Below are 22,830 nucleotides of genomic sequence, written 5' to 3'. Positions count from 1 at the left end.
CCACATGGCGCCATGCGAGTTTGGCCCATCGTGGCGGTTCCTGCCACCACACCAAACATGCAACAGCCACCAGGCTGCACCGGTAAATGTGATCAAGGCCAGGGATGCCTGGCTCAACAGGAAGGGGTGAGGGGATGAACTGCAAACCTGGAGATTTGGCGATTGTTGTAGCGAGCGACTTTGGAGACTTGGGGCGCATTGTCCGGTGCGAGAGACGCCTCTGCGCTGGAGACGTTTTGGACGGAATTCAATTTCACAAGCCTGGCGAAACCTGGGTTGTCGACCAATTGATGACCTACATATCCAACCAACTAGGGGTTCGAAAGGCGCATATAGCCCCGGATGAGTCGCTCCGCCCCATCCGAGACAACGACGGCGAAGACGAAACCCTGCAATGGGAGCCAGTACCCGTGAAGGAAATCGCATGAGCAATACCGAATACACAGGCGGCAGCGTGAGCTACTACACCGTTGAGGTGGAGAGCCCAACCTCTGGCGGCGGCGCATACGCTGCTGAGTGCAACGACATCATCGAGGCGCTTGGCATGAACTACGCCGAGGGCAATGCGTTCAAGGCATTGTGGCGCCGGGCAGCAGCTCGCATGGGAAAGGCTAAGGCTGGCTACAAGGATGGGCTGTACGACGCAGAGAAGGTCGTCTTCTTTGGGTAGCGGCTGGTGGCCCAAGAGGGTGGCAAGGCGGACCTGCTTAAGCTGCCCGTTATCGACATGGGCCCTGGCCGTGACTGAGCGCATCAGCCTCTCCCTGTGGGAGCCCATCCAAGCGCATAAGGCCCTCATGCATGCGTGGGGCTTCGTCAAGCCTTGGATTCTGTCTGGCCACCGCCTCACCCTGGAGATCCGGCCAGAGAAGCGCAGCGATGCGCAGAATCGCCGGCTGTGGGCGATGCTCTCCGACATCTCCGCCCAGGTGGATTGGCACGGCCACCGTCTGACCGCTGAGGAATGGAAGGATGTTTTCAGCGCCGCGCTCAAGCGCACCAAGGTTGTTCCTGGCTTGGATGGCGGATTCGTCGTCTGCGGCCAGTCCACCTCCAAGATGACCAAGGCCGAGATGGCCGATCTGCAGACCCTGATGGAGGCATTCGGGGCAGAGCGGGGCGTTCGGTTCAAGGCGGTGGAGGGCCAGGCATGAAGGATGTTGCATTCTTCACCATGCTCTGCGGCTTCGTTCTGGCTGCGCTGGGGCTACCAGGCTGGGGCTGGTTTTTGTTTGTGGCATTCATGTTTGGGGTGATGGCATGACCTTCCGCCGCACGCTTTGTCCACATTGCCGCACCAAGCTACATGGCCATCATCGAATCCACCCCGAATGCATCGAGCCGTGGGCAGAGGCGCAAGCCGCCAAGAAGGAGCGAGAGGAAGCCAAGCGCGCCCGGGCCGCTGCCAAGGTAGAGCGAGCCGAAACGAAGCGCCGCAAGGAGGCGATTAAGTCAATCAACGAGCTGACCAAAGAGGCTCAGAAGGAATTCAATGCATATATCCGCGTTCGAGACGAGCGACAACCTTGCATATCGTGCGGCCAAGCGCTGGACAGTTATGGGGTTGGTGGTGGGGTTGATTGCGGTCATTACCGCAGCACTGGTGCCGCCAAGCACCTTCGCTTCCATCCTGATAACGCTCACGGCCAGTGCAAGCACTGCAATCGTTGGCTCTCAGGTCGGGTCGCAGATTACCGAATCGGCCTTTTGGGGCGTATTGGCGAAGAACGGCTGCTCCAGCTCGAAGCCAACAACGAAGTCCACAAATGGACAAAAGACGAGCTGAGGGCCATCAAGGCTGAGTACAGAGCAAAGACCAACGAATTGAAGAAAGAGAGAGCCTGATGATTGAAGAACGCTACCTATCCGCATCCCTGGCCTCTTGCCTGGCAGACGAGCCCCACAAGATTGGCCAGGTCGATGTCATCAAGGCCAGCGGCATGAGCCCTCGCAACATGGCAGCCCATTACCTGCGCCTGATCTCCAAGCCCACCAAGGAGGACATGACCCGGTTCTATGCCGCGCTCCTGCAGTACACGCAGGAGAAGAAGCTGGAAGGCGGGACTGAGGCAATCGTGGCGGCCATCGAGTGGCTGGTGGATCCGCGTTGCAAGGTCTGCCATGCCACTGGTGTGATGACCAAGGGCGACAAGGAGCACACCTGCCCGAAGTGCAAGGGCGAGAAGTACCGCAAGGAGCCGGCCAACCGCGCAGCCCAGATGCTGATCGACCACGTTCGCACCTGCCGCGCAGCCCACGGCGGAAGAATGTTCAGCCTGCTTAAATAAATCTTGTAACGCAGCGAGAAGTGTGGTAACGTTCGGACTGCGTTAGTTTGATGATGAATCAGTTTGGGCTGTGCTTAGGCCTCCCATGATTCAGATAAACCATCCCATGCATTCCATGGCAGGCCTTAGATGGCGGAGCGTTCCCGCTTCTAGGGCCATCACACATGCTGATTGAGAACCGAAGTGCTGCGAGAGCGAAAGCGACCACAAGCAATTCAGACGTCATGCAGTCAGCAGTTGTGATGGTGAAGAACAGTCCTGCTAAGACTGGCTCAATGTGCAGAGTTCTGGCGGTAACGCACCTCACCGACAAATGGCCAGGTTGCTCTGGCTACCAGAAACCGGGATTTGGCCATGCACCCGGCACCATCAATCCTTTATGAGGATCATCTTCTAAGCGAAGCGCACAGTTGCGATGTGCAGCCCGACCCAGACAGTGCGGCACCCCGCCACCACTGACAGACTTGCTGGCAGGGGAAGATAAGCCGGAGATCGCAGCCGGCCCGCTTAGAAGATGGTCAAGCAGCAATGTAGGTCCGGGCGTAACCGGGCGCCATCACCACCCAGCCTCGCCAAGCGCGGGGCTTTTTCATGTCCAGCTGCAGCAAGCGCGGCCCGCACCCGAGCGGTATGAAGGTGCGGCATCTCCTACTGAGAGCTTCCCAGTGCTTGAAGAAGCGAACAGCAACCCCAGCCCATGAGGGTTGTCTGATGGGGTACGAATACCAAGGCCAGCCAAGTGCTGGCTTTTCTTTTGGAGTCGCCTATGTTTGGAATGCTCGGATCTCTGACCAAGGCTGTGGTCGGTGTGGTTGTTGAAACCCCGCTGGCTATTGCCGCTGATGTCATCACCATGGGCGGCGCATGCACTGACAAGGCCGAGCCATACACGGCAACCGCGCTCAAGCGTGTGGCTGAGAACGTACAGCAAGCTGTGGAGCGGGAGAAGAAGCCATGAGCCTAAGACGAAAGATAGCCCTGTGGCTGTGCCCTGAGCTGAAGCAAGAGTCTGATGAGTCGTGGCGCTTCCGTGCTCACGTTCAGGACTACCAGCACTGGCTTGGGATGTTCCCTGAGGCGGCGCAGGTGCTAAAGAGTCTTCGCGCAACAGTGCTAGGTAGCGAGCCAATCAATGCTGGAACGCCCGCAGGAGATGAGGTGTGCACCATTGGTGGGCTCCGCGAGCAGCTATTCAGGATGAAGGAGATGCGCCCGGCCGACCAGGTTGGCGAACGCATCATCCCGGCCGCAGGCAACAAGGCTTGCATGGTCGTAGCAGGCTACCGACCCAGCGCCGAAGAGTTCGCAAATAGCCCACCAAACTATTCTGGTGGCCTTTGACTAGTCCCTGATAAATGGGCGACTGGGTTGGGTAAGTTCGTTTTGGGAATCAGCTGCATGTTCTCAACCCTATTGCGAATTAGTTGCTTCTGATCCTCAGGGAGATCCTTGAATGTGGTGTTCATGGACCGCTCCAAGAGGGAAGTGGTCATCAACTGAAATTGGGCGTGATCAGGGTGAGACGACACTAGAGCTGCAATGAGTAGCTCATGGACCTGGGCCAAGCACAGCAACATGTCTTTTTCGCGCTCTATGTGCGCACAGAACTTCGCCACCTCTTCAAGTGATTCAAATTTCATAGACGCCCTCTTGGTGATGGTTGTGTGAGAACTCCCATCGTAAGCCAAGAGGGTTTCTTCAAACGATCAGGATTTGCGGCGTTGACGCATGACAGCGAAGCCGCCGAGCAGCGAGGTCAGGATTGCCAGACCCCAGGCTCCCAGTGTCGGGACTGGTGTAGCTGCTTGTGGAGGAATCACGGGGGCTGCGGTCACAGAGAATGATTGCTGAGCTTGTGGCGCGGCTTCATATGTTGCGTTGCCCGCCTGATCAGCATTGATTACGCAAGTGCCTTCAGCAAGCAAGCTGACCGTATTTCCTGCAATCGAGCAAACAGCAGATGCTGAGGCATCTATGGCCAGAACAACTGGCTCGCCGGAGGCGCCGCCTGTTGCAGCTACTTCGTAAGTTGCACCAACGATTGCTGGGCTTGGTGCGGTCGATGTGAAGTTGATCTCCTGAGGAGTTAGTGGAGCAACTGCAATCGACTCTGCGCAAAGGTCCAGCAGACTGCCACTTTGGTCAATAACTGGAACGTCAATTGTAAGAGTGTTGAAGGGTTGAGACCCTGTCACCTGCAAATCCGCACCATCATCAGACCCTGGGAACGTTACAGTTGCGCCTGTGATCGGAGGCGTGCAGCTGCTTGCGTTTACCGAGACTGTTGGAGTGCCAACGTCAAAAGAGAACGAGGCGGACTCTCCAGAATTTGCTCCTGAGAACAAAACACGAGCGGTGGTTTGAGGAGAAGAAAATGAATAAACAATTTTTGAGTTGCCCGGCCCAGTTCCGGCATAAATTGCATTTGCCCCAGTAGTCACACCGCAACTTGTATAAGGGCTTCCATACTGAACGGTGTTTGTCAGCGCCACGGTTACGTCAACACCGTTGTAAGTGCCCGAGGTAGTCACCGGCGTACACGTTTGAGCGAAAGCTGAATTGGCAAAGAGGCCGATCAGGACGGAACCTGCCAGATTGCAAAGAGAGCGATTGGTAGATAGAGAGGTCATGTGTGCCTAAGTTTGTATGAATTTGGTTCGTTTGTAATCAAACGTCAACAATCGTAGCATATGGCTTGAATTTGAAGTTTTCTGTCTAGGCTCAGTTGTGTATTCCCACTTGTAGTCTCGACGCTACGACCCGATAGAGGAGAGCCATGACAGCCCCAAGCAATGACCTCTCATTCCTCAACTGTCGGCCATTCTCCGCGTCCAGCCTGATCAAGCTGCCGCGCCCGCCTATGTTGGCCAAGGTCTGGCCAGGTAACCGCGTGCAGCTCGCATCCGGCGGACCAGAGATGACCGTGATGGATGTGGCAGCGGATCAGGTGACGTGCTGGTGGGATGCTGGCGACGGCACTACAGGCAAGCACACCTTTGATATAGCGCTGCTGACCTGCTACGGAGCGCGGTAATGGAGATGTCCGTGAACAGACGCCAACACAAGCGACGCATCTTCAAGCGCATGCGTCATCAGCTTGTCTACTGCCCTTTCGGAGGCAGCGTCGAGGGACTGCAGAGGTTGTATCGTGAGCTGAATGAAGCGCTGACTGGCCTGATTGATCGCAAAGATCAGCGGGTATAGGTGAAATCCCGCAGTTGAATCTCCAAGAGTAGCACCCAACTCAATTTACCGATGTCGGTTTTTGAGGAGTTTTATGTCTAATTTCCAAGTGGGTGATGTTGTGGTTCTTAACAGTGGCGGGCCATTGATGACAGTTACCGATCCTGCTTTCAGGCCAATGGGTTCTGACCAGGTTTTCGTTGCTGTAGTGTGGTTTAAGGACAATGTTGTCAACCGCGATAGCTTCCTGGAGGCGGTTCTCCAGAAAGATGACTGATAGCGAACTAGCTAACAGATCACTCGCCGCCTTCGGGCGGTTTTTCTATTTCTGGAGAGCCTATGGCAACGCCAAAGAAGGCCGAGCCAAGGGCTCTGACGCCAAAACAACAAGCATTCGTTGATGAGTACCTAGTGGACCTCAACGCAACCCAAGCGGCAATCCGCGCCGGGTACAGCGCCAAGACGGCACATGAGCAGGCAAGCCGCCTGTTAGCAAATGTCAAGGTTTCTGATGCCGTTGCGGACGCAAAGAAGGCGCGTAGTGAGCGAACCAAGATTGATGCTGACTGGGTGCTTCAGCGCCTGGCTCGTGATGCAACAGCAGACCTGGCAGACCTGTATGACGAAAACGGATGCCTGAAGTCGGTACACGACTGGCCCATTGCTTGGCGCACCGGACTCGTTGCTGGCATCGACACTGTGCAGGAGCGAGATGGCGAAGACGCAGAGGGCAACCCCGTCTATGCCACCGTGCGCAAGGTGAAGCTGTTGGACCGGACGAAGCTGGTAGAGCTGATTGGCAAGCATGTGGATGTGGGCGCCTTCAAGGATAAGGTAGAGCACTCAGGCGAGATCAAGACGCCGGAATTGAGGTTGGTGCTGCATGGAGCTACATCTACAGCCAAAACAAACGGAGGCGTTTCTTAGCCAGGCAACCGAGATCCTCTATGGGGGAGCGGCTGGAGGCGGCAAATCTCACCTTATGCGAGTGGCCGCGATTGCCTGGTGCATGGATATACCGGGCCTGCAGGTGTACCTGTTCCGCCGCCTGTCCGACGATCTGCTCAAGAACCACATTGAAGGGCCAACCGGCTTTCCTGCACTACTTGGGGAGTTGATTGAGCAGAAGTTCGTCAAGGTCAACTGGTCAAAGCCAATCTCCATCGAGTTCTGGAATGGTGCCAAGATTCACCTTTGCCACTGCCAGTATGAAAAGGACGTAACCAAGTACCAGGGTGCTGAAATTCACGTTCTGCTGATCGATGAGCTGACCCACTTCACGGACAAGATCTACCGATACCTGCGCGGCCGCTGCCGCCTTGGCGGGCTAAAGCTGCCGGAGAAGTACAAAGGCCTGTTCCCGCGCATCAACGCCGGCTCAAATCCGGGAGGCGTTGGGCACAACTGGGTGAAGGCCACCTTTGTTGATCCGGCTAAGCCCATGGAGATCGTCCAGCAGACCAAGGAAGAGGGCGGGATGCGCCGGCAGTACATACCTGCCAAGCTGGCAGATAACGCAGCGCTCCTGAGCAACGACCCCGACTATGCGGATCGCTTGGAGGGTCTGGGCAACGCTGCACTGGTCAAGGCGATGCGTGATGGCGACTGGAACATCGTTGCAGGCGGCATGTTTGACGATGTGTGGACAGAGGCCATCCATGTGTTGGAGCCATTCGATATCCCATCCACATGGCGTGTCGATCGTTCGTTTGACTGGGGCAGCTCCAAGCCGTTTTCTGTGGGCTGGTGGGCGGAGTCTGATGGCTCACCTGCAAAGCTCAAAGATGGCACAGAGAGAAGCTTTCCGCGAGGCACACTGTTCCGCATCGCAGAGTGGTATGGCTGGAATGGCAAGCCCAATGAGGGGCTGAAGCAGAGCGACTCTGCTACTGCGCAAGGCGTGCTCAAGCGAGAGCAGGAGATGCGCATCGAGGCCTTTGTTAAGCCAGGGCCTGCTGATAACGCGATCTTCGATGAGGTCAATGGAGACAGTCCTGCCAAGATCCAAGAGCGGCACAAGGTCCGCTGGGAGCGCTCAGACAAATCTCCTGGCTCTCGCAAGCGTGGATGGTCAGTGATGCGTGAGCGCCTGCGCGCCTCAATGGCGGAGCGTATGGAAGAGCCTGGTCTATTTGTGTTCAGCACCTGCAGGCAGTTCATTCGCACTGTGCCTGTACTTCCGCGTAGCGACACAGACCCAGACGATGTGGATACCAAGGCAGAGGACCACGTTGGCGATGAGACGAGATACCGGGTGTTGGCCGTCAAGCGCACTGCCAAGATAGAGACATTCCGCTGGTAAGGAAAACATGACAGCTATCAACCAACAAAACGACACGGTCAAGCGGATGGCTGAAGCATGGGCGGTGATTGATCCTCTTATGGGGGGCACTCAGGCTATGCGGAAGGCAGGCAAGACCTTGCTGCCGCAACAGCCCCGTGAAGATGACGAAGACTATAAGTATCGGCTGGGGACTGCGACGCTGTTCCCGGCGTACCAGCGCACCTGCACGGTGATGTCAGGCAAGCCGTTCTCCAAGCAGATGACCATCAACGAGGATGTTCCGGCCAAGGTGAAGGCCTTGCTGCCAGACATCGATGGACAGGGCCGCTCGATCCATGCGTTTGCCTCTCAACTCTTCGCTGAGGCGATGTCTCATGGATTTGGTGGGGTGCTGGTGGATTACCCGGCGGAGGGCGGCACGCGGCCTTACTGGACGCACTATGCGCATGGCTCCATCCTGGGCTGGCGTCTGGATACCGCCAAAGGGGTGGCGCAACTGACCCAATTGCGGCTGCATGAGGCTGCTGAGGTTGAGGATGGCGACTACGGGGTGAAGATGGTGCAACGCGTGCGGGTCCTGACCCCTGGCGGCTGGGCGCTGTACGAGCAAGGCACGGACGCATGGGCCTTGGTGGATGAGGGGGTGACCTCTCTCAGCTACATCCCGTTTGTGCCGTACTACGGCCGGCGCATTGCTTTCATGGAAGGCGCGCCGCCACTGGTGGACCTGGCGCACCAGAACGTAAAGCACTGGCAGCAGCAGAGCGACCAGGACGACTCTGTCCGGTTTGCGCGCAAGCGGCTGCTGGTCTTTTCGGGCGTCACGGATGGCGAGCTATCCGAGCCAACTGCGGGCTCAGCTTATGCGCTCAGATTTGCAGATAAGGATGCCAAGGCCGAAGTGATTCAAGGCTCTGCCGAGTCGGTGACCGTGGGCCGCTCCGAGCTTGAAGCGCTGGAAGACCAGATGATCCAGACGGGCGCCGAGCTGCTGGTGAAGCAGCCAGGCCAACGCACGGCGACAGAAGCATCCAACGATGCCGAGGCCAACAAGTCCACCCTGCAAAGCACGGTAGAGGATTTCGAGGACGCAATGGACCGATGCCTGCAGATAACTGCGGACTGGCTCAAGGCGGGAAATGGCGGGACGGTGTCGCTGTTCAAGGACTTCGGCGCGGCTACTCTCACTGATGCTTCTGCGCAGCTGGTGCTGTCGCTGCAAGGCGCGGGCATGCTGACCAAGGAAACCACCATCGTGGAAATGCAGCGCCGAGGCGTTGTAGGCCCTGATGTGGACCCGGAGGCGGAGATCGAGAAGGTTCAAGCCGAAGGGCCAAGTCTGGGGAGCATGAATGGTGACGGTGAATGAACTCCTCGAAGATGAAGCCGTTCGGCATGCTGTGGGCCTGCAGGGTTACTCCAATGGCGTTCTGAATCGGATCATGGCCATCTTGAACCGGTCGGACAAGCGGATGCTGGACGAGCTGATATCAATCTTGTCTGATGTGGACCCGATCACATTCAAGGCCGAGCGCCTAGTCTCGATGTTGGCCAGCGTGCGGACGATCATCGCGGCAGGAAATGCTGAGGCAGGGCAAAAGCTACTGGACGAGCTCAAGCAGTTTGTGGACTACGAGACCGCCTACCTGCACCAGATGCTGCTGGCAAATACGCCAACACTGGTGCATGTGGCCTCAGTGTCCACGAATGCGGTCTACTCGGCCGCTATGTCCCGGCCGTTCCAAGGCGTTCTGCTCAAAGAGGTGTGGAAGGATCTTACTGCCCAGCAGTTCAAATCAGTGCGCCAGGCCATCGCACAAGGCTACCTTGAGGGCAAGACGACAGACGCGATCATTCGCGAGCTGCGCGGCACCAAGGCAAAGGGCTTCACTGATGGGCTGCTGGAGAAATCCCGGCGCGATGTTGAGGCGGTGGTGAGAACCGCCATTGCTCACACGGCCGGGAATGCTCACGACGCCTTCTATGCAAAGAACTCTGATGTGATCAAGGGCTTGAAGTGGTCTGCGTCCCTGGACCTGCGGACAACGCCGCAGTGCCGGATCCGTGACGGCAAGCTCTACACGCCAGAGACGCACAAGCCGATAGGGCATGAGATCCCCTGGGGTGCTGGGCCTGGCAGATTGCACTGGCGCTGCCGGTCTGCATCCATCCCAGTGGTGAAGTCAAACAAAGAGTTGGGGATTGACCTGCCGGACCTGGAGCTGCGCAACAAGAGCAGGGCTAGTATGGATGGCCAGGTGCCACCCGACACGACCTATGGGGACTGGCTCAAGAAGCAGTCAGCCGCTCGCCAGGACGAGGTTTTAGGTCAAACCAGAGCGCGACTTATGCGTGACGGAAAACTAGATCTTGCGGACATGTACTCTCACAAGGGCGTGTTTCTGACCTTGGATGAGCTTCGGCAGCGGGACAAGCGGGCTTTTGAATTGGCTGGTCTTTGAGTAGACTTAGCCGGTGACCAAACTATCCATCGTCCCGCCCCGAGAGCAGACGCCGGCAGAGAAGCTGCTGAGCGGCATCAAGGGGATCAAACCACCGCCAGGCGTGCTTCAGTGCGCAAAGTGCGGTGGTCGCACGCTCATGACCACGACGGTCGGGGCAAGCATCGATGAGAAGGGGCGGTTCAAGCGGGGCATCGTTTGTGATGACCGTATCTGCTATCACTGCCACATGCGTGGCGTCTGGTCGCAGATGGTGCCGGACAAGCCGCGTGTGGTGAAAGAGACTAAGCCTCGGCGAACGAAGCCAAAGGCACTCAAGTAGAGGTTAGTCTCGCCACGTTTGTTTCGTTTCCTGAGCGAACCACTGTTCAACTACATCGGTCGTGGACATTCTTGACCTGAATTGAAGTGTCTCGGGATGGTTGTCCTTGAGCCACCGAATGAACTCCGTGTCATAGAGCTGGCCCTTGTCTTTACCCGGATGAACCTCATCCGCCCATTGATGGACGAGAGTGCGGATAGCGCGTTCGCATTCGTCTTTGGTCATAAATCTTCCTTTCTATCGGAAGAGTAGCATTTTCCTCAGCCCGCCTTGTTAACGCTTGGCGGGCTTTTTCGTGGCCGCTCGGCGTGATGCCCTGCGGCCTTTTTCATGCCCGAGACGGGTGTATTCAACTGCGCCAGAGATTGGCGAAACCAACATGACTTTGAAACTCACCGTCGATTCGCTCGACTCGGTTCCTGAAAACGTGCGCGACCTGTACAAGGAGGTGGACGGGAAGTTCCGCCTTGATCTGGATGGCTACGAAGACCCGGCAGGCCTCAAGTCAGCGCTCGATAAGGAGCGCCAGGCAGCAAAGGATGCCAGCAAGCAGGTCAGCGCCTGGAAGGCCCTGGGCAAGACGCCCGAAGAAATCCAAGCACTGCTGCAGCACCTGGAAACCGATGAAGACGCCAAGCTGATCGCCGCCGGCAAGCTCGATGAAGTGGTCAAGAAGCGCACCGAGCGCATGCAAGCTGACTACGACAAGAAGCTGCAGGCCGAAGCTGACAGCCGCACCAAGGCGGAAGGCAAAGCCGCAAAGCTGGCTGACCGCACCCTGCAAGCCGTACTGCGTGATGCAGCGGCTCGCGCTGGTGCCTTGCCTGAAGCGCTGGACGACGTTGTGCGCCGTGGCGCTGGCACCTGGGTGCTGAACGACGACGGCGATGTGGTGGCAATGAACGGTGACGAGGTTGTGTTGGGCAAGGACGGCAAAAAGCCGCTGACGACTCAAGAGTGGGCTGAATCCATTCGCGAGAGCGCTCCGTACTTCTGGCCCGCAACGCGTGGCTCTGGCGCTCCTGGTTCGGGTGGCGGCGGTGGCAATCAATCTGGCAACTTTGGCGGCAGCAAAGCCGAGCGAGTGGCCGCAATCAAGAAACTCACTTCCAAAGCCTGATAACAGGCAGAAAGGCAAGCTATGGCTTTGTCCGATATGAAGGTATTCAACGAGTACCTCAAGAGCGCAACCATTGAAACCCTGGCTCAAGATGTGGCCAAGTTCAATGCCGCATCCGCTGGTGCGATCCAGCTGACCACCCAAGGCATCGACGGCGACTTCCTGCAGGAATCGTTCTGGGCCGGCGTGCACAGCGCCCAGCGCCGTGTTGACCGCTATGCCGCCAACGGCGTCCAGGCTGCAACTCCCTTGGCCCAGAAGCAGTACGACAGCGTGAAAATCGCTGGCGGCTTCGGCCCGGTGCTGTTCGAGCCAAGCCAACTGAGCTGGATTCAGAAGTCGCCCGAGGAAGCTCTGGAAGTCATCTCCCGCAACTTGTCGGAAGCGATCATGTCCGACCAGCTGAACACTGCCATTGCCGCCCTGGCTGCTGCAATTGGCAACCAGGCTGGTGCAGTCAACGATGTGTCCGCGACCGCTGGCGTCAGCTACATCGCCATCAACGGTGCCCACGCCAAGTTCGGCGACGCATCGGCCCGCATCATCGCGCAAGTGATGACCGGTGCGATGTACCACAAGCTGATCGGCCAAAACCTGGCCAACGCTGAGAAGCTGTTCACCTTCAGCGGCGTGACCATCGTGGACATCCTGGGCAAGGCCGTCATCGTGACGGATGCGCCCGCGCTGTTCGTGGCTGGCACCCCAGACAAGGCAAAGGTGCTGTCGCTGGTGAGCGGTGCTGCAGTGGTGTCCGATGGTTCCGACCTGATCACCAACGTGCAGACCTCCAACGGTAAGCTGCGCATCGAAACTACGATGCAGGCTGACTACACCTTTGGCCTGGGCCTGAAGGGTTACACCTGGGACACGGCCAACGGCGGCAAGTCGCCCACCGACACCGAGATTGCCACCGGCTCCAACTGGGACCTAGTCGCCAACAGCGTCAAGGCCTCGGCCGGCGTGATGACCATCGGCGACGCAGCCAAGTAAACGAAGGGGGCTCCGGCCCCTTTCTCTTTGGAGAAACCATGACTGAAAAGATCGCATACGAGAAACATCCCGTGTCGCCTGAACGCAAGGCCGAGCTGCGCGCCCAGGGATTCAAGATCATCGACGCGCAGTTCAAGCCAGCCCAGGCGCAGGAACAAGCCACCGAGGTTGAGGGCGAGCAATCCGCTGCAAAGCGCGGCCGCAAGCCAGCCCAGGCTCAGGAGTAAGCCATGCTGGTAGTCGCTCCACAAGATGGCTATGAATCGCTGGTGTCGCTGGCTGAGGCTCAAGATTACATGGAGCGCATGGGCTACGACTGGCCGGCTGAAGTCCCGCAGCAAGAGATTGCTCTGCGGCGCGGCACGCAGTATGTCGTGACCATGTACAGCATCCGGCCTGAGTTCCTGGACCCGGTCGCAGATGCCTTGAAGCATGCAACATGTGAGGCCGCACTACGGGCAGCCGATGGCTCTCTGTTCTCCGATGTGGACGCCCAGGCTGTCACCGAGGAATCGGTGGGCCCGATTACTACCAAGTACGCACAGCCCGCAAAAGGCGGCCAGAAGCGCTTCGGCGTGATTGATGCCTTGATGCGTGGCATGACGACAGGTGGTGTGGGGCAGGTCAAGCTTGTGAGGGCTTAGATGGCAGTCATCTCCTTAATCCGCCCCGTACCTGCCGTTCAGCACGGCGCAGAGCAAGCCTTTTGTCTTGGTTGCGGGTATGAGTGGACAGCTGTCGCTCCGACGGGCACGACTCAACTGGAGTGTCCCTCCTGCAAGGCGCATAAGGGGCGCTGGAAGTTTGAGTTTGCACCGGCCGAGGGTCAGATGGTGCGGGAGTGCGACTGTGGAAATCAGTTGTTCTACCTGACGCCTGACGGCCACATGTGCGCCAACTGTGGGATCTACCAAGGGTACTGATATGGCCAAGTTCGACTACAACCGCCCAGCCGCGACTGCCAAGCGGCTGTTGGATCGCTTCGGCCAAACAGGGGCGATGTCTCGCTCTACACATGGTGGCTATGACCCAGAAACGGGCCCGACCGATCCTGTGGAGCTGCAGTCACCATGCACTGTCGCGCTTCTGGAGTTCGACAACAGGCAAATCGACGGTGAGTTGGTCAAGATCGGGGACCGCCGTGCCTTGATCGCTCCAGATGCCACGTTTGAACCTGATGCGGGTGATGTGTTGGCTGTGGCCTCAGAAGTCTTGCAGGTGGTCCGAAATAGGCCGCTGAAGCCTGCTGGTGTCATCGTCCTGCATGACTGCATAGTGAGGGCCTCATGAGCTTTGCTGATGATCTTGCTAAGTACTGCCAGGCTGCCGGGGACAAGGTAGACCAACTGGTGCGTGATACTGCCATCGGACTGCAGGCCAGCATGATGACCAAGTCTCCAGTGGATACCGGACGCTTCAAATCGAATTGGCAATGCGGCCTTGGGGGCATGAATCCCGACACTACTGCACCTGCTGGAAGCGATGCACTGGGCCGCACTGAGGTCGTGCTGCAGGGCTACAAGCCTGGGCAGACCATTTGGCTGACGAACAATCTGCCTTATGCCAAGCGCCTTGAAAACGGCTGGTCCCAGCAAGCACCTAGCGGCATGGTCCGCCTGACGGTCCAGGACTTTAAATATGCGGTCAAGCGCGCAGCGGATGCAATGAAATGACCCTCTCTCAAATCAAAGCACTACTGGAGTCCAAGTTGCTCGCCATGCCTGGTGTGCTGCCTACGGCCTTTGAGAACGTGCCTTTCAAGCCGTCTGATGGCCCATACCAAGCCTGCTATCACCTGGTGAATAGCCCGGTGGACCTGGGCATAGAGGGCACGCTGACGGAGGAGCGAGGCATCTTGCAGATCACGCTGCGTTATCCAGAAGGGAAAGGCCGGCAGTTGACGGATGCCATGGCCGACCTGCTCAAGCAGCATTTCAAGCCTGCCCAGATCATCCCTGGTCCGGGCTTTCGCATCGAACTGAACAAGACCCCAACAGTGTCCTCCGGAATGCCTGATGAGGGCCGCTGGACTGTCCCTGTCTCCATCTTCTGGGAGGCGTACCCGTCATAGGGCGCCTCGCCAAAACCTAATGCCACCGAGAGGTGGTTTATTTGTGCCCGATGAGGGCGAAACCTAGCCGCGAAGCATGTGCCGAGCGGCTTTTTTCATTTCTGAAAGGCCCATATGGCACGTACTCCAACCGGCACGATTACCTCCGTTGCCACCGCGCTCTCCTCCTCGAAAACGATCAGCGGCATTTCCAATGCTGCAGAAGCTGTTGTCAGCTCTGTAGGCCACGGGTTTGCCAATGGCGACATCGTCCTGATTCTGTCGGCCTGGGGGCGCTTGAACTTCCGCGCTTTCCGCGTCAAGGGCGTGACCACCGACAGCTACACGCTGGAACGTGGAGACACCACGAACACCGAGTTCTTTACGCCTGGTCAAGGCGCAGGTTCGGCGCGCAAGGTCAGCACCTGGGTGGATCTGGACCGCACCATGAACCACGCCACCAGCGGCGGCGATGCCAAGACCGTGAACGTGAAGTTCATCGAGTCGGACAACGAAATCGTTCTGAACGACGGCTTCAACGCTGTGCAGCGTACCTTCGACATGGACGCCGACATGATCGGCTCGCCAGCTTACGAAGCGCTGCGCATGCTGTCCGATACCAACGCTGACACCGTGGTGCGTCAGCGTGCAAAGACCGGCGCTCTGTCGCTGATCCCCGCCAAGGTGTCGTTCAACGAAGAAGAAACCCTGACCGAAGGCCAAGCCGTCGTAGTTAAGGGCACCTTCAACGCTCAAAACAAGTCCACGCGCTACCCAGCGTAACCCGGGCATTCCGCCCACAACCATTGCACCGACGCAGCCGCTTCGCTCCTTCAGCGGGGCGGGCGGTTGCGCACGGGCTTAACTTCTCCCGCTGAAAGACAAGACTATGGCAAAGCAAAAAACTGTTCCCGTGACCAGCCTGAAGATGATGGCTGGCAAGTCACCGACCTTCCCCCTGACTGTGACCGTGAAGAACCTTGATGGCGACGAGTTCGACGTTGTGTTCACTGCCAAGGCACAGAAAAAGAGCGAGTGGGCCGCAATCCGTGATGCACACCGCAAGACTGCAGACGGTGTCGAGCAGCCGGCCGAGAAGGCTGAATTCTCGTTCGAGGACTTGGTGAAGGACGGCATGCGCCAGGCAGCCGAGATCGTGGCCGGCGCCGTTACGGGCTGGAACCTGGAAGACGAGTTCAGCGTAGACAGCCTGATCGTGCTGGAAGATCAGTGCGGCGGTTCGCTGGCCAAGGTGCTGGGCAAATACGACGCAGCTCTGTTCACCGGCCAACTGGGAAACTAAAGCAGATAGCTCGATCCCTGTTTGAGCCTCCTGTCACAGAGGCAGAGGCTCAAGCTGCAGGGTTCGAGCTAGAAGACTACCCAGAGCCTGAGATCATCGAAGTCTGGCCGGACAACGAAGCCGCGCTAGACATCGCAATGATGATCGGCACCCGGTGGGTCTACCCGGCAATGGGTGGTGTGCCTCTGGGAGTGCGATGGGAGGCGATTTACCCACTGATGGACCGCAGGGCCAGTGGCGAGGCCTGGGATGAGCTGCATGAATACATGATGGTCATCGAGGCAGAGGCACTGGCGACACTGCGAGAATTCGCACCGAAGGAGCGTGCGAAGTGAGGAACGCGCACCGCATCATCGAACTAGTTTCCCGCAATCGATTGCAAATTTGCGAACGAGAAGAAGGATGCGGAACTGACAGCGCAGGAACGAGTCGAAAAAGAGACACGAATTCGCAGCTGCAAAAAAGTGACACCAAATTGGGGTTACTTTTGAGGTTACACGTAGTAACCGTGGCAGAATTCGCGTAATTCGCTGTTGCTGTGAGTAGCAACAGCTCCACGAACTCGCTAGGCAGGTAGCGAGGGGCAAACCAAGGTCGGCGCCTGTCAGCCAAATTGCGGAGGCTAGTCATGAAATTCGTTGCACGCGAAGGATGGGACGACTAAATGCTCAGCCCAGAGATTGCTAAGTCAATCGGCTGGTTGGGAGAAAGTTGGGGCTTCTGGATTCAGACAGGAGCCTTTTTCTTGTCTGCTATTGGCGCGATCGCTGTCATTCATTACAACGGGAAGCAGGCTAGGCTTCAAGCACTCATCAATCTGTTGAGCCATCAGAAGCTAGATGTCGAGCTTATTGAAGCGACGAAGTGCATCAATGAATTGCATGCGCGCAAGGCGCGGTGGACCGATCACATGGCGCATGGGTGTGATGAGAGAAAGGCCATGCTGAAAGTATTGAACAGCTTAGAGTTCATAGCAGTAGGCGTCCATATGAAGGCCTTCCACGAGGGATCATACAAACAGATGCAGTTCACGAATGTGCAGCGGGTGCACGAAGCCTCTAAGGGGTTCATAACGGTGCTGCGTCAAGAGGCTGGCGTAGCAACTCTGTACCAGGATTTTGAGCGTCTAGCCAATCGTTGGCACGACAATCCAATTCGGAAAGTTTCAAAGCCTAGATGGCAGTTTTGGAAGTAGGTTTCCCCGGCTGCGGATAGCACGTGTAGCACACTAAGTTGATATGACAGTTCAGGCTCGCTTCGGCGGGCCTTTTTCATGGGCTCACGCATTTGCGTGGGCCTTTTTTATTGGGCACGCCATATGACCGATGTAGCAGCCGTAGGCATTGCCGTTGAAACCGACGGCGTAGACAAGGGCATCAAGAAGCTGGCCGAGCTGGCTCAGCAAGGGCCCAAAGTCGAGCAATCGATGGCCGGCATCTCTGCGGAGAGCAAGAAGGTTGCGAAGTCTCTGGCGGACCTGGGTTCCGGCGCAGGTGATGGCCTGAAGAAGACTGGCGACGCCGCGCAGAAGGCTGCCACCGGCATCAAAGCCTCTGGCACAGCTGCGCGTGAAGCTGTGACGGATACGGCGAGCCTGGCGCGCGCAATGGCCTCGTTGACCGCCGAAGAAGAAAAGCACATCCGCAAGCTGGTCGAGGAGGCGAATGGCCTTCGCATGACTCGCGGTGAAATGGAGGCTTATCGCGCCGCGCAACGAGGGATGAGTACCGGCGCACAGGAGATCGCTCGTGCGATGGGAAGCCGCATCGACGCCTTGAAGGTAGAGCAGAAAGAACTGGCCCAAGCCTCCCGTGAGGCCGATAAATACGCCAAGGACATGCTGCGCGCCTCGGCGTCCAACAGCGCGGCTGAAAAGTCTTTCCGGGCGCTGAACACTGCCGCAAATGCTGTGAGCGCGGCCTTGTCCATCATCGGGGTTGGCTTCGGCGCCCGCGAGATCATCACGCAGATTGATGGATACACAAAATTCACCGCGCAGTTGAAGTTGGCGACAAAGGGTGCGTCAGACTACTCGGCCGCGATGGCATCTGTTCAGCGCATCTCTACCGATGCTCAGCAAGGTATCGGCGAGCTGGGAACGCTGTATGCGCGTATCGCGAACGGAACTGCGTCGCTCAACCTGAGCCAGCAGAAACTTTCGGACATCACTGAGACGGTCGCTTTGTCCCTCAAGGTGTCGGGTGCGACGGCCAGTGAGGCGTCCTCTGCGATGCTGCAGCTGTCGCAGGCATTCGCCTCCGGCGTGCTGCGCGGCGAAGAGTTCAACTCTGTGAACGAGGCTGCGCCACGACTGATGAAGGCCTTGGCTGATGGCCTGGGCGTACCGGTAGGCGCTCTGCGCAAGATGGCTGAAGCTGGGCAGCTCACCTCTGCTGTCCTGGCAGAGTCGCTACCAAAGGCGCTGGGCAAACTCCGCGAAGAAGCGGAGTCAGTGCAGACCATATCTGGGGCCTTCACGGTCCTGAAGAACAACATCATGCTGATGGTTGGCGCCCAGGCTACAGCCAGCGGCGCTACCAAGGGCTTTGCTAGCGGCATCAACCTGCTGGCCAACAACCTGGATGTTCTGGCGACTGTGGGCGGTGCGGTGGCTTTGGTCTTGGGCGCTCGCTTCACTGCATCCATTGCTTCCACCGGGGTAGCTTTCGCTGCGTCCACGATTCAAGCTGCGCGTTACCAACTGACCTTGGCCAGTATGGCCGGAGTTAGTACGACTGCGGCCACGGGCCTTCTATCCTTGGGTGGTGCAGCACGCGGAGTCTCCGCAGCGATGGCTTTCCTGGGCGGCCCTTTGGGCACCATACTGACCGTTGCAGGCGCTGCCACAGCAGCGTTCTATACGTTCCGGGATAGCTCTGAGAGCTTGGTTAAGAGCATTGGCGGTCTGAATCAGCCTCTGGAGGAGCTGAAGAAGAAGCTGGATGCATTGCCTGCTGAGAAGCAGATCGTCATCAAGATGGCCATCCAAGATGAGCAGAAGACCGCCATCAAGCAGTCGCAGAAGGAGTTGGACGCACTGATCCAGTCTGTCGCTGGCTTGGCGAGCATACGCATGCCGTCAGACCAGTTTGAAGCCTTGATCAACGATCTGCGCGATGCTGGCAAAGAAGGCGGCAACCTCGCGCCGGTCCTGCAAAGGGCTGCTGAGTCTGGAAACATCAGCCCTAGTATTCTGCAGAAGTGGCTGGAGATGGCTAGCCGTCTTCGTGATGCACAGGCAGCCGCAAAAGGCGCTGCCGCAGCGCTCCAAAGCGCGGCAAGCAACACCAGCGTTCCCCTGGTGGCTGCTGAGAACGCATTGTTCTTGCAACGTGCTAAGGCCGCGCTTGAGGCATCCAAGGGGTATAAGTCGCAGTCTGAGCGGATGGCGGAGGTTCGCGAGGTCGCAAAGAAGCTGGGCGGTGACTTGAAAGCGCTTCAGGACGCGCAACTCGGCAACTCCAAAGAAGCGAAAGACTTGGAGGAGCGAATCAAGGGCGTCAATGAGCAACTGGCTTCAATGGCCAAGAAAGGCAGAGATAGTTCTGGCGCTGCAGCGGTTAAAAAGGAGCAGTCCGAATATGAGAAGCTAATCAGCTCTATCAAGCTCAAGATTCTTGAAAATGAAGAAGAGCTGAAGTATGGCCGCAAGCTCTCGGAGGCAGACAAACTGCGATTTCTGATCTCAGAGCAGGGCACGAAAAAGCTGACGCAGGCCCACAAGCAACAGGCTCAAGCTTATCTGGACGAATTGGCTCGGGGTGATAAAACAATCGAAGCCCTAAAGGAGGAAACGGCTGCGCGCGCTGCTTGGCGGGAAGAGCGGCAGCGAGGGGTGAATGCTGTGTTCTCCTCGGCCCAGTCCCTAGAGAGTGAGAACCAGCAACTACGAGACGAGATTGCTTTGATCGGCAAGACCCGACAAGAGCAAGCCTCAATCTTGCAGATGCGTCGTCAACAAGTGATAGCCACCAAGGAAGCAGCACTCGCGGCCTTGCAAGCGAAGCAATCGTTCGATGTCTTTGACACCCAGATGATTGAGGCTCTGCAGGCGCAGATTAAGGAGCTCAAGGAGCGCAATGATCTGCTTGGCTTGAAGGATGTCGCTGTCAAGTCAGACGAGGCTAACAAGGAGCTTAAACAGAAGTACGAACAGACCATCCAACAGGTAGAGGACATCTTCGTCCAAGGCTTTGCCGACATGATGAACAACGGCAAGTCCGGGTGGGAATCGTTCTGCAAGTCTCTACGAACGTCTTTCTTCACCCTGGTGGCGAAGCAGATCTACAAGATGCTCGCTGAGCCGTTCGTGATCAACATCGTTGGCAACCTGCTTGGGTTCACTGGCAGCGCTGCTGCCGGTGCGGCCGGTGCAGCGGCTGCTGGCGGCGGCATGTTCAGCAACCTTAGCTCTGGACTGAGCGGCGCCAATGCTCTCGGCCTGCTGGGCACCTTCGGCGGCGGCATGAGTGCTGGCTTCGGAGGCCTGATGGGCTCCTTGGGTTTGAGCACTACGGGCGCAACCTTTGGCGGCGCGATGTCTGCTGGCTCCATCGCTATCGGTTCCGGAAACATCATGGGTGGCCTGGGCACGTTCCTGGGCGCTCTGGGACCCATCATCGGCGGTCTGAGCTTGCTGTTCGGTGGCGACATCTTCGGCTCGCTCTTTGGCCGCAAGCTCAAAGAGTCAGGCGTAGAGGGAACTTTCGGCGGCGACAGTGGCTTCGAGGGCCGGTTGTTCAAGTACTACAAGGGTGGTCTGTTCCGGTCGAACAAAACGACATACGAAGAGCTGCCCGAGGAAATGCGCTCTGCGCTGGGCAACCAGTTCCTGGCAATGGATGAATCCATCCGTGCCATGGCGGGGGCCGTGGGTCTGGGTGGGGAGGCCTTGGACGGCTTCACGGCCAAGATCAAGGTCAACCTCAAGGGCTTGAGCGAGGAAGAGGCCACCAAGAAACTGCAGGAGGAGTTCCAGAAGATCGCCGACCAGATGGGCGGCCTGGTACTGACGACGGACGAGTACACCCGGGCCGGGGAAACCCAGCTTGAGGCGCTTACCCGCTTGTCCACCTCGATCACGCTGGCAAACGAGTGGTTCAAGGCCATCGGGGACACCCTCTACTCTGTGAGCCTGGCCGGTGCCGATATGGCCTCGGAATTGATGGACGCATTCGGCGGAGCAGACAAGTTCGCCGCGGCGACCAGCAACTACTACGACAAGTTCTACACGGATCAGGAGAAGGTCGCAAACCAAACGCGGCTTTTGAATGAGGCGCTGAAAAAGCTTGGCGTGGAATCGATGCCCACCAGCCGGGATGCCTTGCGGGAGTACATCAACGGGATTGACCTCTCCACCGAGGCAGGCCGCAAGCTGTACGCCGCGATGATCGGTTTGGCTGATTCGTTCGATGTGGTCTACACCTCTGCCGAGAACATCGCCGCCATGAAGGAAGACCTGAACGTGCAACTCTTGCGCGCCCAGGGCAAAGACGACGAGGCGACGAAGCTCGAACGTGCAAAGCAGTTGAAGGAGCTTGAGAAATACAAGGACCCTGAGCTGGTGCGCATGCAGGTTGAGGTGTGGAACGCTGAGGATAAGGCCAAGAACGACGCCGCTGCCAAGCAAGCTGCGGAAGACATGGCTGCTGAGTTGGTGGCGGCCCAAAAGGCTGCCAAAGACCTGGCCATGAAGAACCTGGAAGCCGCCGTCTCCCGTGAAAAGGAGTACTGGAACCAGTTCTCCGCAGACGCCAAGGACTCGCTGACAAAGGCATCGAGCTACTTCGACCTGGTGACCAATGCGGCTAAATCGCTGCGGGATTCGGTCGAGGACAGCGCAAGCTGGTCGGCTGCGGCTGGCATGGTGTACATCGAGCAGGCCCTGGACCGCGCCCGCAAGGGTGGGGGACTGTCGGACCTCGATGCTACCAAGTCGGCCATTGAAGCGGCTACCGGTGGTCTGGTCATGGACAACTACGCCACCCAGGCGGAGCTTGACTATGACAAGAAGGTGCTGGCGGGCCAGTTGGACGAGCTCGGTGGGTATGCAGAGTTGGCTAAATCCGATGCGCAAAAGCAAATCGACCTGGCCAATGCGCAGATCAAGCGCCTGGACGACACGCTCACGTTCTGGAAGGAGTACGGTGAGACGCAGGTAGATGCAACGCTCAGCGTTACCGACGCTGTCAACGCCCTGTACAAGCTGCTGGACCCCAAGGAACAGGAGCGCATCCGCAAGGAGGAAGCGGCTAAGGCTGGTGTTGGTGGTGGTTCTGCTCCCGGCTACACCCCCACGGGCGGTGGCAGTCTGGGAGGCACAGTCGCTGGATCGAACCGGGTCACGGTGGTTGGACTCACGGCAGACGGCCGTGCCATCTTCAGCAATGGAGAGATCGGCCAGACCCCAGCCGGGCAGACCAGCTACAACAGCACCGGCCAGATGAACAGCAACGGCTACTCCCTTGCGGAGTTCGAGCGGTTCAAGACAAGCGGCGAGTTTGAGTGGGACCCCGAGAAGAACCAGTGGCGTAAGCGGGCATCGTTTGCCATCGGCACGAACTACGTGCCGCGTGACATGACCGCGAACATCCACCAGGGCGAACGGATCATCCCTGCGGCTGATAACCGGGCGCTGATGGCTGCATTGAACACCCAGGGGGGTGGCAATGCGGAGTTGGTGCAGGAGGTCAAGGCTTTGCGCGCCGAGCTTCAAGCCATCAACCACAACACGGGTGATATCGCCATCTCCAACCGCCGCCTGGACGCGAACATCGAACAGGTGTCGGAAGGCGGCAACGGCCTGCGTACGGTCGCCATGAACTAAAG

26 protein-coding genes are annotated in these 22,830 nt (G+C 58.0%); 24 read left to right on the top strand and 2 right to left on the bottom strand.

All coding sequences use genetic code 11. From position 1 onward, the window contains the following. Nucleotides 1-424 precede the first annotated feature (424 nt). From F0Q04_RS17670 to F0Q04_RS17645, 6 genes are all read left to right on the top strand, one after another. A complete protein-coding gene (locus tag F0Q04_RS17670; RefSeq protein ID WP_182342625.1) occupies nt 425-670 on the top strand; it encodes a hypothetical protein in 246 nt (81 codons plus the stop codon). Between the two features lie 70 nt (nt 671-740). Beyond that, the gene (locus F0Q04_RS17665) at nt 741-1,154 is read left to right on the top strand and encodes a recombination protein NinB (RefSeq protein WP_232539390.1); all 414 of its coding nucleotides are present in this window, start codon (nt 741-743) and stop codon (nt 1,152-1,154) included. A 106-nt stretch (nt 1,155-1,260) separates the two neighbouring features. Beyond that, a complete protein-coding gene (locus F0Q04_RS17660; RefSeq protein WP_182342623.1) occupies nt 1,261-1,845 on the top strand; it encodes a recombination protein NinG in 585 nt (194 codons plus the stop codon). Continuing rightward, nucleotides 1,845-2,288: a zinc finger-like domain-containing protein gene (locus F0Q04_RS17655; RefSeq protein ID WP_182342621.1), complete on the top strand. Its 444-nt coding sequence runs from the start codon at nt 1,845-1,847 to the stop codon at nt 2,286-2,288. The genes F0Q04_RS17660 and F0Q04_RS17655 overlap by 1 nt, the downstream gene beginning before the upstream one ends. Before the next feature lie 766 nt (nt 2,289-3,054). After that, entirely contained in the window at nt 3,055-3,246 is a 192-nt protein-coding gene (locus F0Q04_RS17650) for a hypothetical protein (protein WP_182342619.1), read from the top strand. Continuing rightward, nucleotides 3,243-3,629, top strand: a complete 387-nt coding sequence (locus F0Q04_RS17645; RefSeq protein WP_182342616.1) for a hypothetical protein — start codon at nt 3,243-3,245, stop codon at nt 3,627-3,629. The genes F0Q04_RS17650 and F0Q04_RS17645 overlap by 4 nt, the downstream gene beginning before the upstream one ends. A gap of 365 nt (nt 3,630-3,994) precedes the next feature. Here F0Q04_RS17645 and F0Q04_RS17640 read toward each other — a convergent pair whose 3' ends face one another. After that, entirely contained in the window at nt 3,995-4,918 is a 924-nt protein-coding gene (locus F0Q04_RS17640; RefSeq protein ID WP_182342614.1) for an IPTL-CTERM sorting domain-containing protein, read from the bottom strand. Nucleotides 4,919-5,064: 146 nt separating this feature from the next. Here F0Q04_RS17640 and F0Q04_RS17635 point away from each other — a divergent pair, with 146 nt between their 5' ends. The 6 genes from F0Q04_RS17635 to F0Q04_RS17610 all read left to right on the top strand — a co-directional run bounded on the left by F0Q04_RS17635 (nt 5,065) and on the right by F0Q04_RS17610 (nt 10,217). Then, nucleotides 5,065-5,322 (top strand): DUF2158 domain-containing protein, encoded by a 258-nt coding sequence (locus F0Q04_RS17635; protein ID WP_182342612.1) that lies wholly within the window; start codon nt 5,065-5,067, stop codon nt 5,320-5,322. Between the two features lie 243 nt (nt 5,323-5,565). Further along, nucleotides 5,566-5,748: a DUF2158 domain-containing protein gene (locus F0Q04_RS17630; protein WP_182342609.1), complete on the top strand. Its 183-nt coding sequence runs from the start codon at nt 5,566-5,568 to the stop codon at nt 5,746-5,748. 62 nt (nt 5,749-5,810) lie between these two features. After that, the gene (locus tag F0Q04_RS17625) at nt 5,811-6,398 is read left to right on the top strand and encodes a terminase small subunit (RefSeq protein ID WP_182342606.1); all 588 of its coding nucleotides are present in this window, start codon (nt 5,811-5,813) and stop codon (nt 6,396-6,398) included. Then, nucleotides 6,355-7,773, top strand: a complete 1,419-nt coding sequence (locus tag F0Q04_RS17620) for a terminase large subunit domain-containing protein (protein ID WP_182342603.1) — start codon at nt 6,355-6,357, stop codon at nt 7,771-7,773. Before F0Q04_RS17625 ends, F0Q04_RS17620 begins: the two co-directional genes overlap by 44 nt. Before the next feature lie 7 nt (nt 7,774-7,780). Beyond that, nucleotides 7,781-9,124 (top strand): DUF4055 domain-containing protein, encoded by a 1,344-nt coding sequence (locus F0Q04_RS17615; RefSeq protein ID WP_232539389.1) that lies wholly within the window; start codon nt 7,781-7,783, stop codon nt 9,122-9,124. Then, entirely contained in the window at nt 9,108-10,217 is a 1,110-nt protein-coding gene (locus F0Q04_RS17610; RefSeq protein ID WP_182342601.1) for a minor capsid protein, read from the top strand. The genes F0Q04_RS17615 and F0Q04_RS17610 overlap by 17 nt, the downstream gene beginning before the upstream one ends. Before the next feature lie 325 nt (nt 10,218-10,542). On the opposite strand, the gene F0Q04_RS17605 is transcribed toward F0Q04_RS17610, so the two are convergent. Beyond that, nucleotides 10,543-10,764, bottom strand: a complete 222-nt coding sequence (locus tag F0Q04_RS17605) for a hypothetical protein (protein ID WP_182342598.1) — start codon at nt 10,762-10,764, stop codon at nt 10,543-10,545. 154 nt (nt 10,765-10,918) lie between these two features. On the opposite strand from F0Q04_RS17605, the gene F0Q04_RS17600 reads away from it, so the two are divergent. From F0Q04_RS17600 to F0Q04_RS17545, 12 genes are all read left to right on the top strand, one after another. Continuing rightward, nucleotides 10,919-11,659 (top strand): hypothetical protein, encoded by a 741-nt coding sequence (locus tag F0Q04_RS17600; RefSeq protein ID WP_182342595.1) that lies wholly within the window; start codon nt 10,919-10,921, stop codon nt 11,657-11,659. 21 nt (nt 11,660-11,680) lie between these two features. Further along, the gene (locus F0Q04_RS17595) at nt 11,681-12,649 is read left to right on the top strand and encodes a major capsid protein (RefSeq protein WP_182342592.1); all 969 of its coding nucleotides are present in this window, start codon (nt 11,681-11,683) and stop codon (nt 12,647-12,649) included. A 38-nt stretch (nt 12,650-12,687) separates the two neighbouring features. Beyond that, complete coding sequence (locus F0Q04_RS17590) at nt 12,688-12,876, top strand: hypothetical protein (protein ID WP_182345895.1); 189 nt, start codon at nt 12,688-12,690, stop codon at nt 12,874-12,876. Between the two features lie 3 nt (nt 12,877-12,879). Continuing rightward, complete coding sequence (locus F0Q04_RS17585) at nt 12,880-13,293, top strand: DnaT-like ssDNA-binding protein (protein ID WP_182342589.1); 414 nt, start codon at nt 12,880-12,882, stop codon at nt 13,291-13,293. Between the two features lie 280 nt (nt 13,294-13,573). After that, nucleotides 13,574-13,939 (top strand): hypothetical protein, encoded by a 366-nt coding sequence (locus F0Q04_RS17580; protein ID WP_182342586.1) that lies wholly within the window; start codon nt 13,574-13,576, stop codon nt 13,937-13,939. After that, a complete protein-coding gene (locus tag F0Q04_RS17575) occupies nt 13,936-14,322 on the top strand; it encodes an HK97 gp10 family phage protein (protein ID WP_182342583.1) in 387 nt (128 codons plus the stop codon). The genes F0Q04_RS17580 and F0Q04_RS17575 overlap by 4 nt, the downstream gene beginning before the upstream one ends. Next, nucleotides 14,319-14,720 (top strand): phage tail terminator-like protein, encoded by a 402-nt coding sequence (locus F0Q04_RS17570; RefSeq protein WP_182342580.1) that lies wholly within the window; start codon nt 14,319-14,321, stop codon nt 14,718-14,720. Before F0Q04_RS17575 ends, F0Q04_RS17570 begins: the two co-directional genes overlap by 4 nt. 114 nt (nt 14,721-14,834) lie before the next feature. Beyond that, a complete protein-coding gene (locus tag F0Q04_RS17565) occupies nt 14,835-15,482 on the top strand; it encodes a phage tail tube protein (protein ID WP_182342577.1) in 648 nt (215 codons plus the stop codon). Between the two features lie 106 nt (nt 15,483-15,588). Beyond that, nucleotides 15,589-16,002 (top strand): phage tail assembly chaperone, encoded by a 414-nt coding sequence (locus F0Q04_RS17560; RefSeq protein ID WP_133858381.1) that lies wholly within the window; start codon nt 15,589-15,591, stop codon nt 16,000-16,002. Next, nucleotides 15,930-16,337 carry a DUF1799 domain-containing protein gene (locus F0Q04_RS24210; protein WP_269780247.1) on the top strand — a complete coding sequence of 136 codons (408 nt, stop codon included), beginning with the start codon at nt 15,930-15,932 and terminating at the stop codon, nt 16,335-16,337. Before F0Q04_RS17560 ends, F0Q04_RS24210 begins: the two co-directional genes overlap by 73 nt. A gap of 329 nt (nt 16,338-16,666) precedes the next feature. Beyond that, nucleotides 16,667-17,197, top strand: a complete 531-nt coding sequence (locus tag F0Q04_RS17550; RefSeq protein ID WP_182342571.1) for a DUF4760 domain-containing protein — start codon at nt 16,667-16,669, stop codon at nt 17,195-17,197. Between the two features lie 123 nt (nt 17,198-17,320). Beyond that, nucleotides 17,321-22,828, top strand: a complete 5,508-nt coding sequence (locus tag F0Q04_RS17545; protein ID WP_182342568.1) for a tape measure protein — start codon at nt 17,321-17,323, stop codon at nt 22,826-22,828. The last annotated feature ends 2 nt before the right edge of the window (nt 22,829-22,830 follow it).

The sequence above is a fragment of the Comamonas koreensis genome, assembly GCF_014076495.1.
GTDB classification, from domain to species: Bacteria; Pseudomonadota; Gammaproteobacteria; order Burkholderiales; family Burkholderiaceae_C; genus Comamonas; species Comamonas squillarum.
Note: the sequence above shows the minus strand (reverse complement) of the source record. Positions and strands in the feature narration are given on the sequence as shown.

Bases quoted from the DNA above. Each gene is read 5' to 3' on its own strand.
- F0Q04_RS17640 (WP_182342614.1), bottom strand. From the start codon at position 4,918: ATGACCTCTCTATCTACCAATCGCTCTCTTTGCAATCTGGCAGGTTCC.
- F0Q04_RS17605 (WP_182342598.1), bottom strand. From the start codon at position 10,764: ATGACCAAAGACGAATGCGAACGCGCTATCCGCACTCTCGTCCATCAA.
- F0Q04_RS17610 (WP_182342601.1), top strand. From the start codon at position 9,108: ATGGTGACGGTGAATGAACTCCTCGAAGATGAAGCCGTTCGGCATGCT.
- F0Q04_RS17615 (WP_232539389.1), top strand. From the start codon at position 7,781: ATGACAGCTATCAACCAACAAAACGACACGGTCAAGCGGATGGCTGAA.
- F0Q04_RS17545 (WP_182342568.1), top strand. From the start codon at position 17,321: ATGACCGATGTAGCAGCCGTAGGCATTGCCGTTGAAACCGACGGCGTA.
- F0Q04_RS17580 (WP_182342586.1), top strand. From the start codon at position 13,574: ATGGCCAAGTTCGACTACAACCGCCCAGCCGCGACTGCCAAGCGGCTG.
- F0Q04_RS17570 (WP_182342580.1), top strand. From the start codon at position 14,319: ATGACCCTCTCTCAAATCAAAGCACTACTGGAGTCCAAGTTGCTCGCC.
- F0Q04_RS17550 (WP_182342571.1), top strand. From the start codon at position 16,667: ATGCTCAGCCCAGAGATTGCTAAGTCAATCGGCTGGTTGGGAGAAAGT.
- F0Q04_RS17620 (WP_182342603.1), top strand. From the start codon at position 6,355: ATGGAGCTACATCTACAGCCAAAACAAACGGAGGCGTTTCTTAGCCAG.
- F0Q04_RS17565 (WP_182342577.1), top strand. From the start codon at position 14,835: ATGGCACGTACTCCAACCGGCACGATTACCTCCGTTGCCACCGCGCTC.
- F0Q04_RS17645 (WP_182342616.1), top strand. From the start codon at position 3,243: ATGAGCCTAAGACGAAAGATAGCCCTGTGGCTGTGCCCTGAGCTGAAG.
- F0Q04_RS17595 (WP_182342592.1), top strand. From the start codon at position 11,681: ATGGCTTTGTCCGATATGAAGGTATTCAACGAGTACCTCAAGAGCGCA.
- F0Q04_RS17625 (WP_182342606.1), top strand. From the start codon at position 5,811: ATGGCAACGCCAAAGAAGGCCGAGCCAAGGGCTCTGACGCCAAAACAA.
- F0Q04_RS17590 (WP_182345895.1), top strand. From the start codon at position 12,688: ATGACTGAAAAGATCGCATACGAGAAACATCCCGTGTCGCCTGAACGC.
- F0Q04_RS17600 (WP_182342595.1), top strand. From the start codon at position 10,919: ATGACTTTGAAACTCACCGTCGATTCGCTCGACTCGGTTCCTGAAAAC.
- F0Q04_RS17560 (WP_133858381.1), top strand. From the start codon at position 15,589: ATGGCAAAGCAAAAAACTGTTCCCGTGACCAGCCTGAAGATGATGGCT.
- F0Q04_RS17585 (WP_182342589.1), top strand. From the start codon at position 12,880: ATGCTGGTAGTCGCTCCACAAGATGGCTATGAATCGCTGGTGTCGCTG.
- F0Q04_RS17670 (WP_182342625.1), top strand. From the start codon at position 425: ATGAGCAATACCGAATACACAGGCGGCAGCGTGAGCTACTACACCGTT.
- F0Q04_RS17650 (WP_182342619.1), top strand. From the start codon at position 3,055: ATGTTTGGAATGCTCGGATCTCTGACCAAGGCTGTGGTCGGTGTGGTT.
- F0Q04_RS17575 (WP_182342583.1), top strand. From the start codon at position 13,936: ATGAGCTTTGCTGATGATCTTGCTAAGTACTGCCAGGCTGCCGGGGAC.
- F0Q04_RS17655 (WP_182342621.1), top strand. From the start codon at position 1,845: ATGATTGAAGAACGCTACCTATCCGCATCCCTGGCCTCTTGCCTGGCA.
- F0Q04_RS17660 (WP_182342623.1), top strand. From the start codon at position 1,261: ATGACCTTCCGCCGCACGCTTTGTCCACATTGCCGCACCAAGCTACAT.
- F0Q04_RS17635 (WP_182342612.1), top strand. From the start codon at position 5,065: ATGACAGCCCCAAGCAATGACCTCTCATTCCTCAACTGTCGGCCATTC.
- F0Q04_RS17630 (WP_182342609.1), top strand. From the start codon at position 5,566: ATGTCTAATTTCCAAGTGGGTGATGTTGTGGTTCTTAACAGTGGCGGG.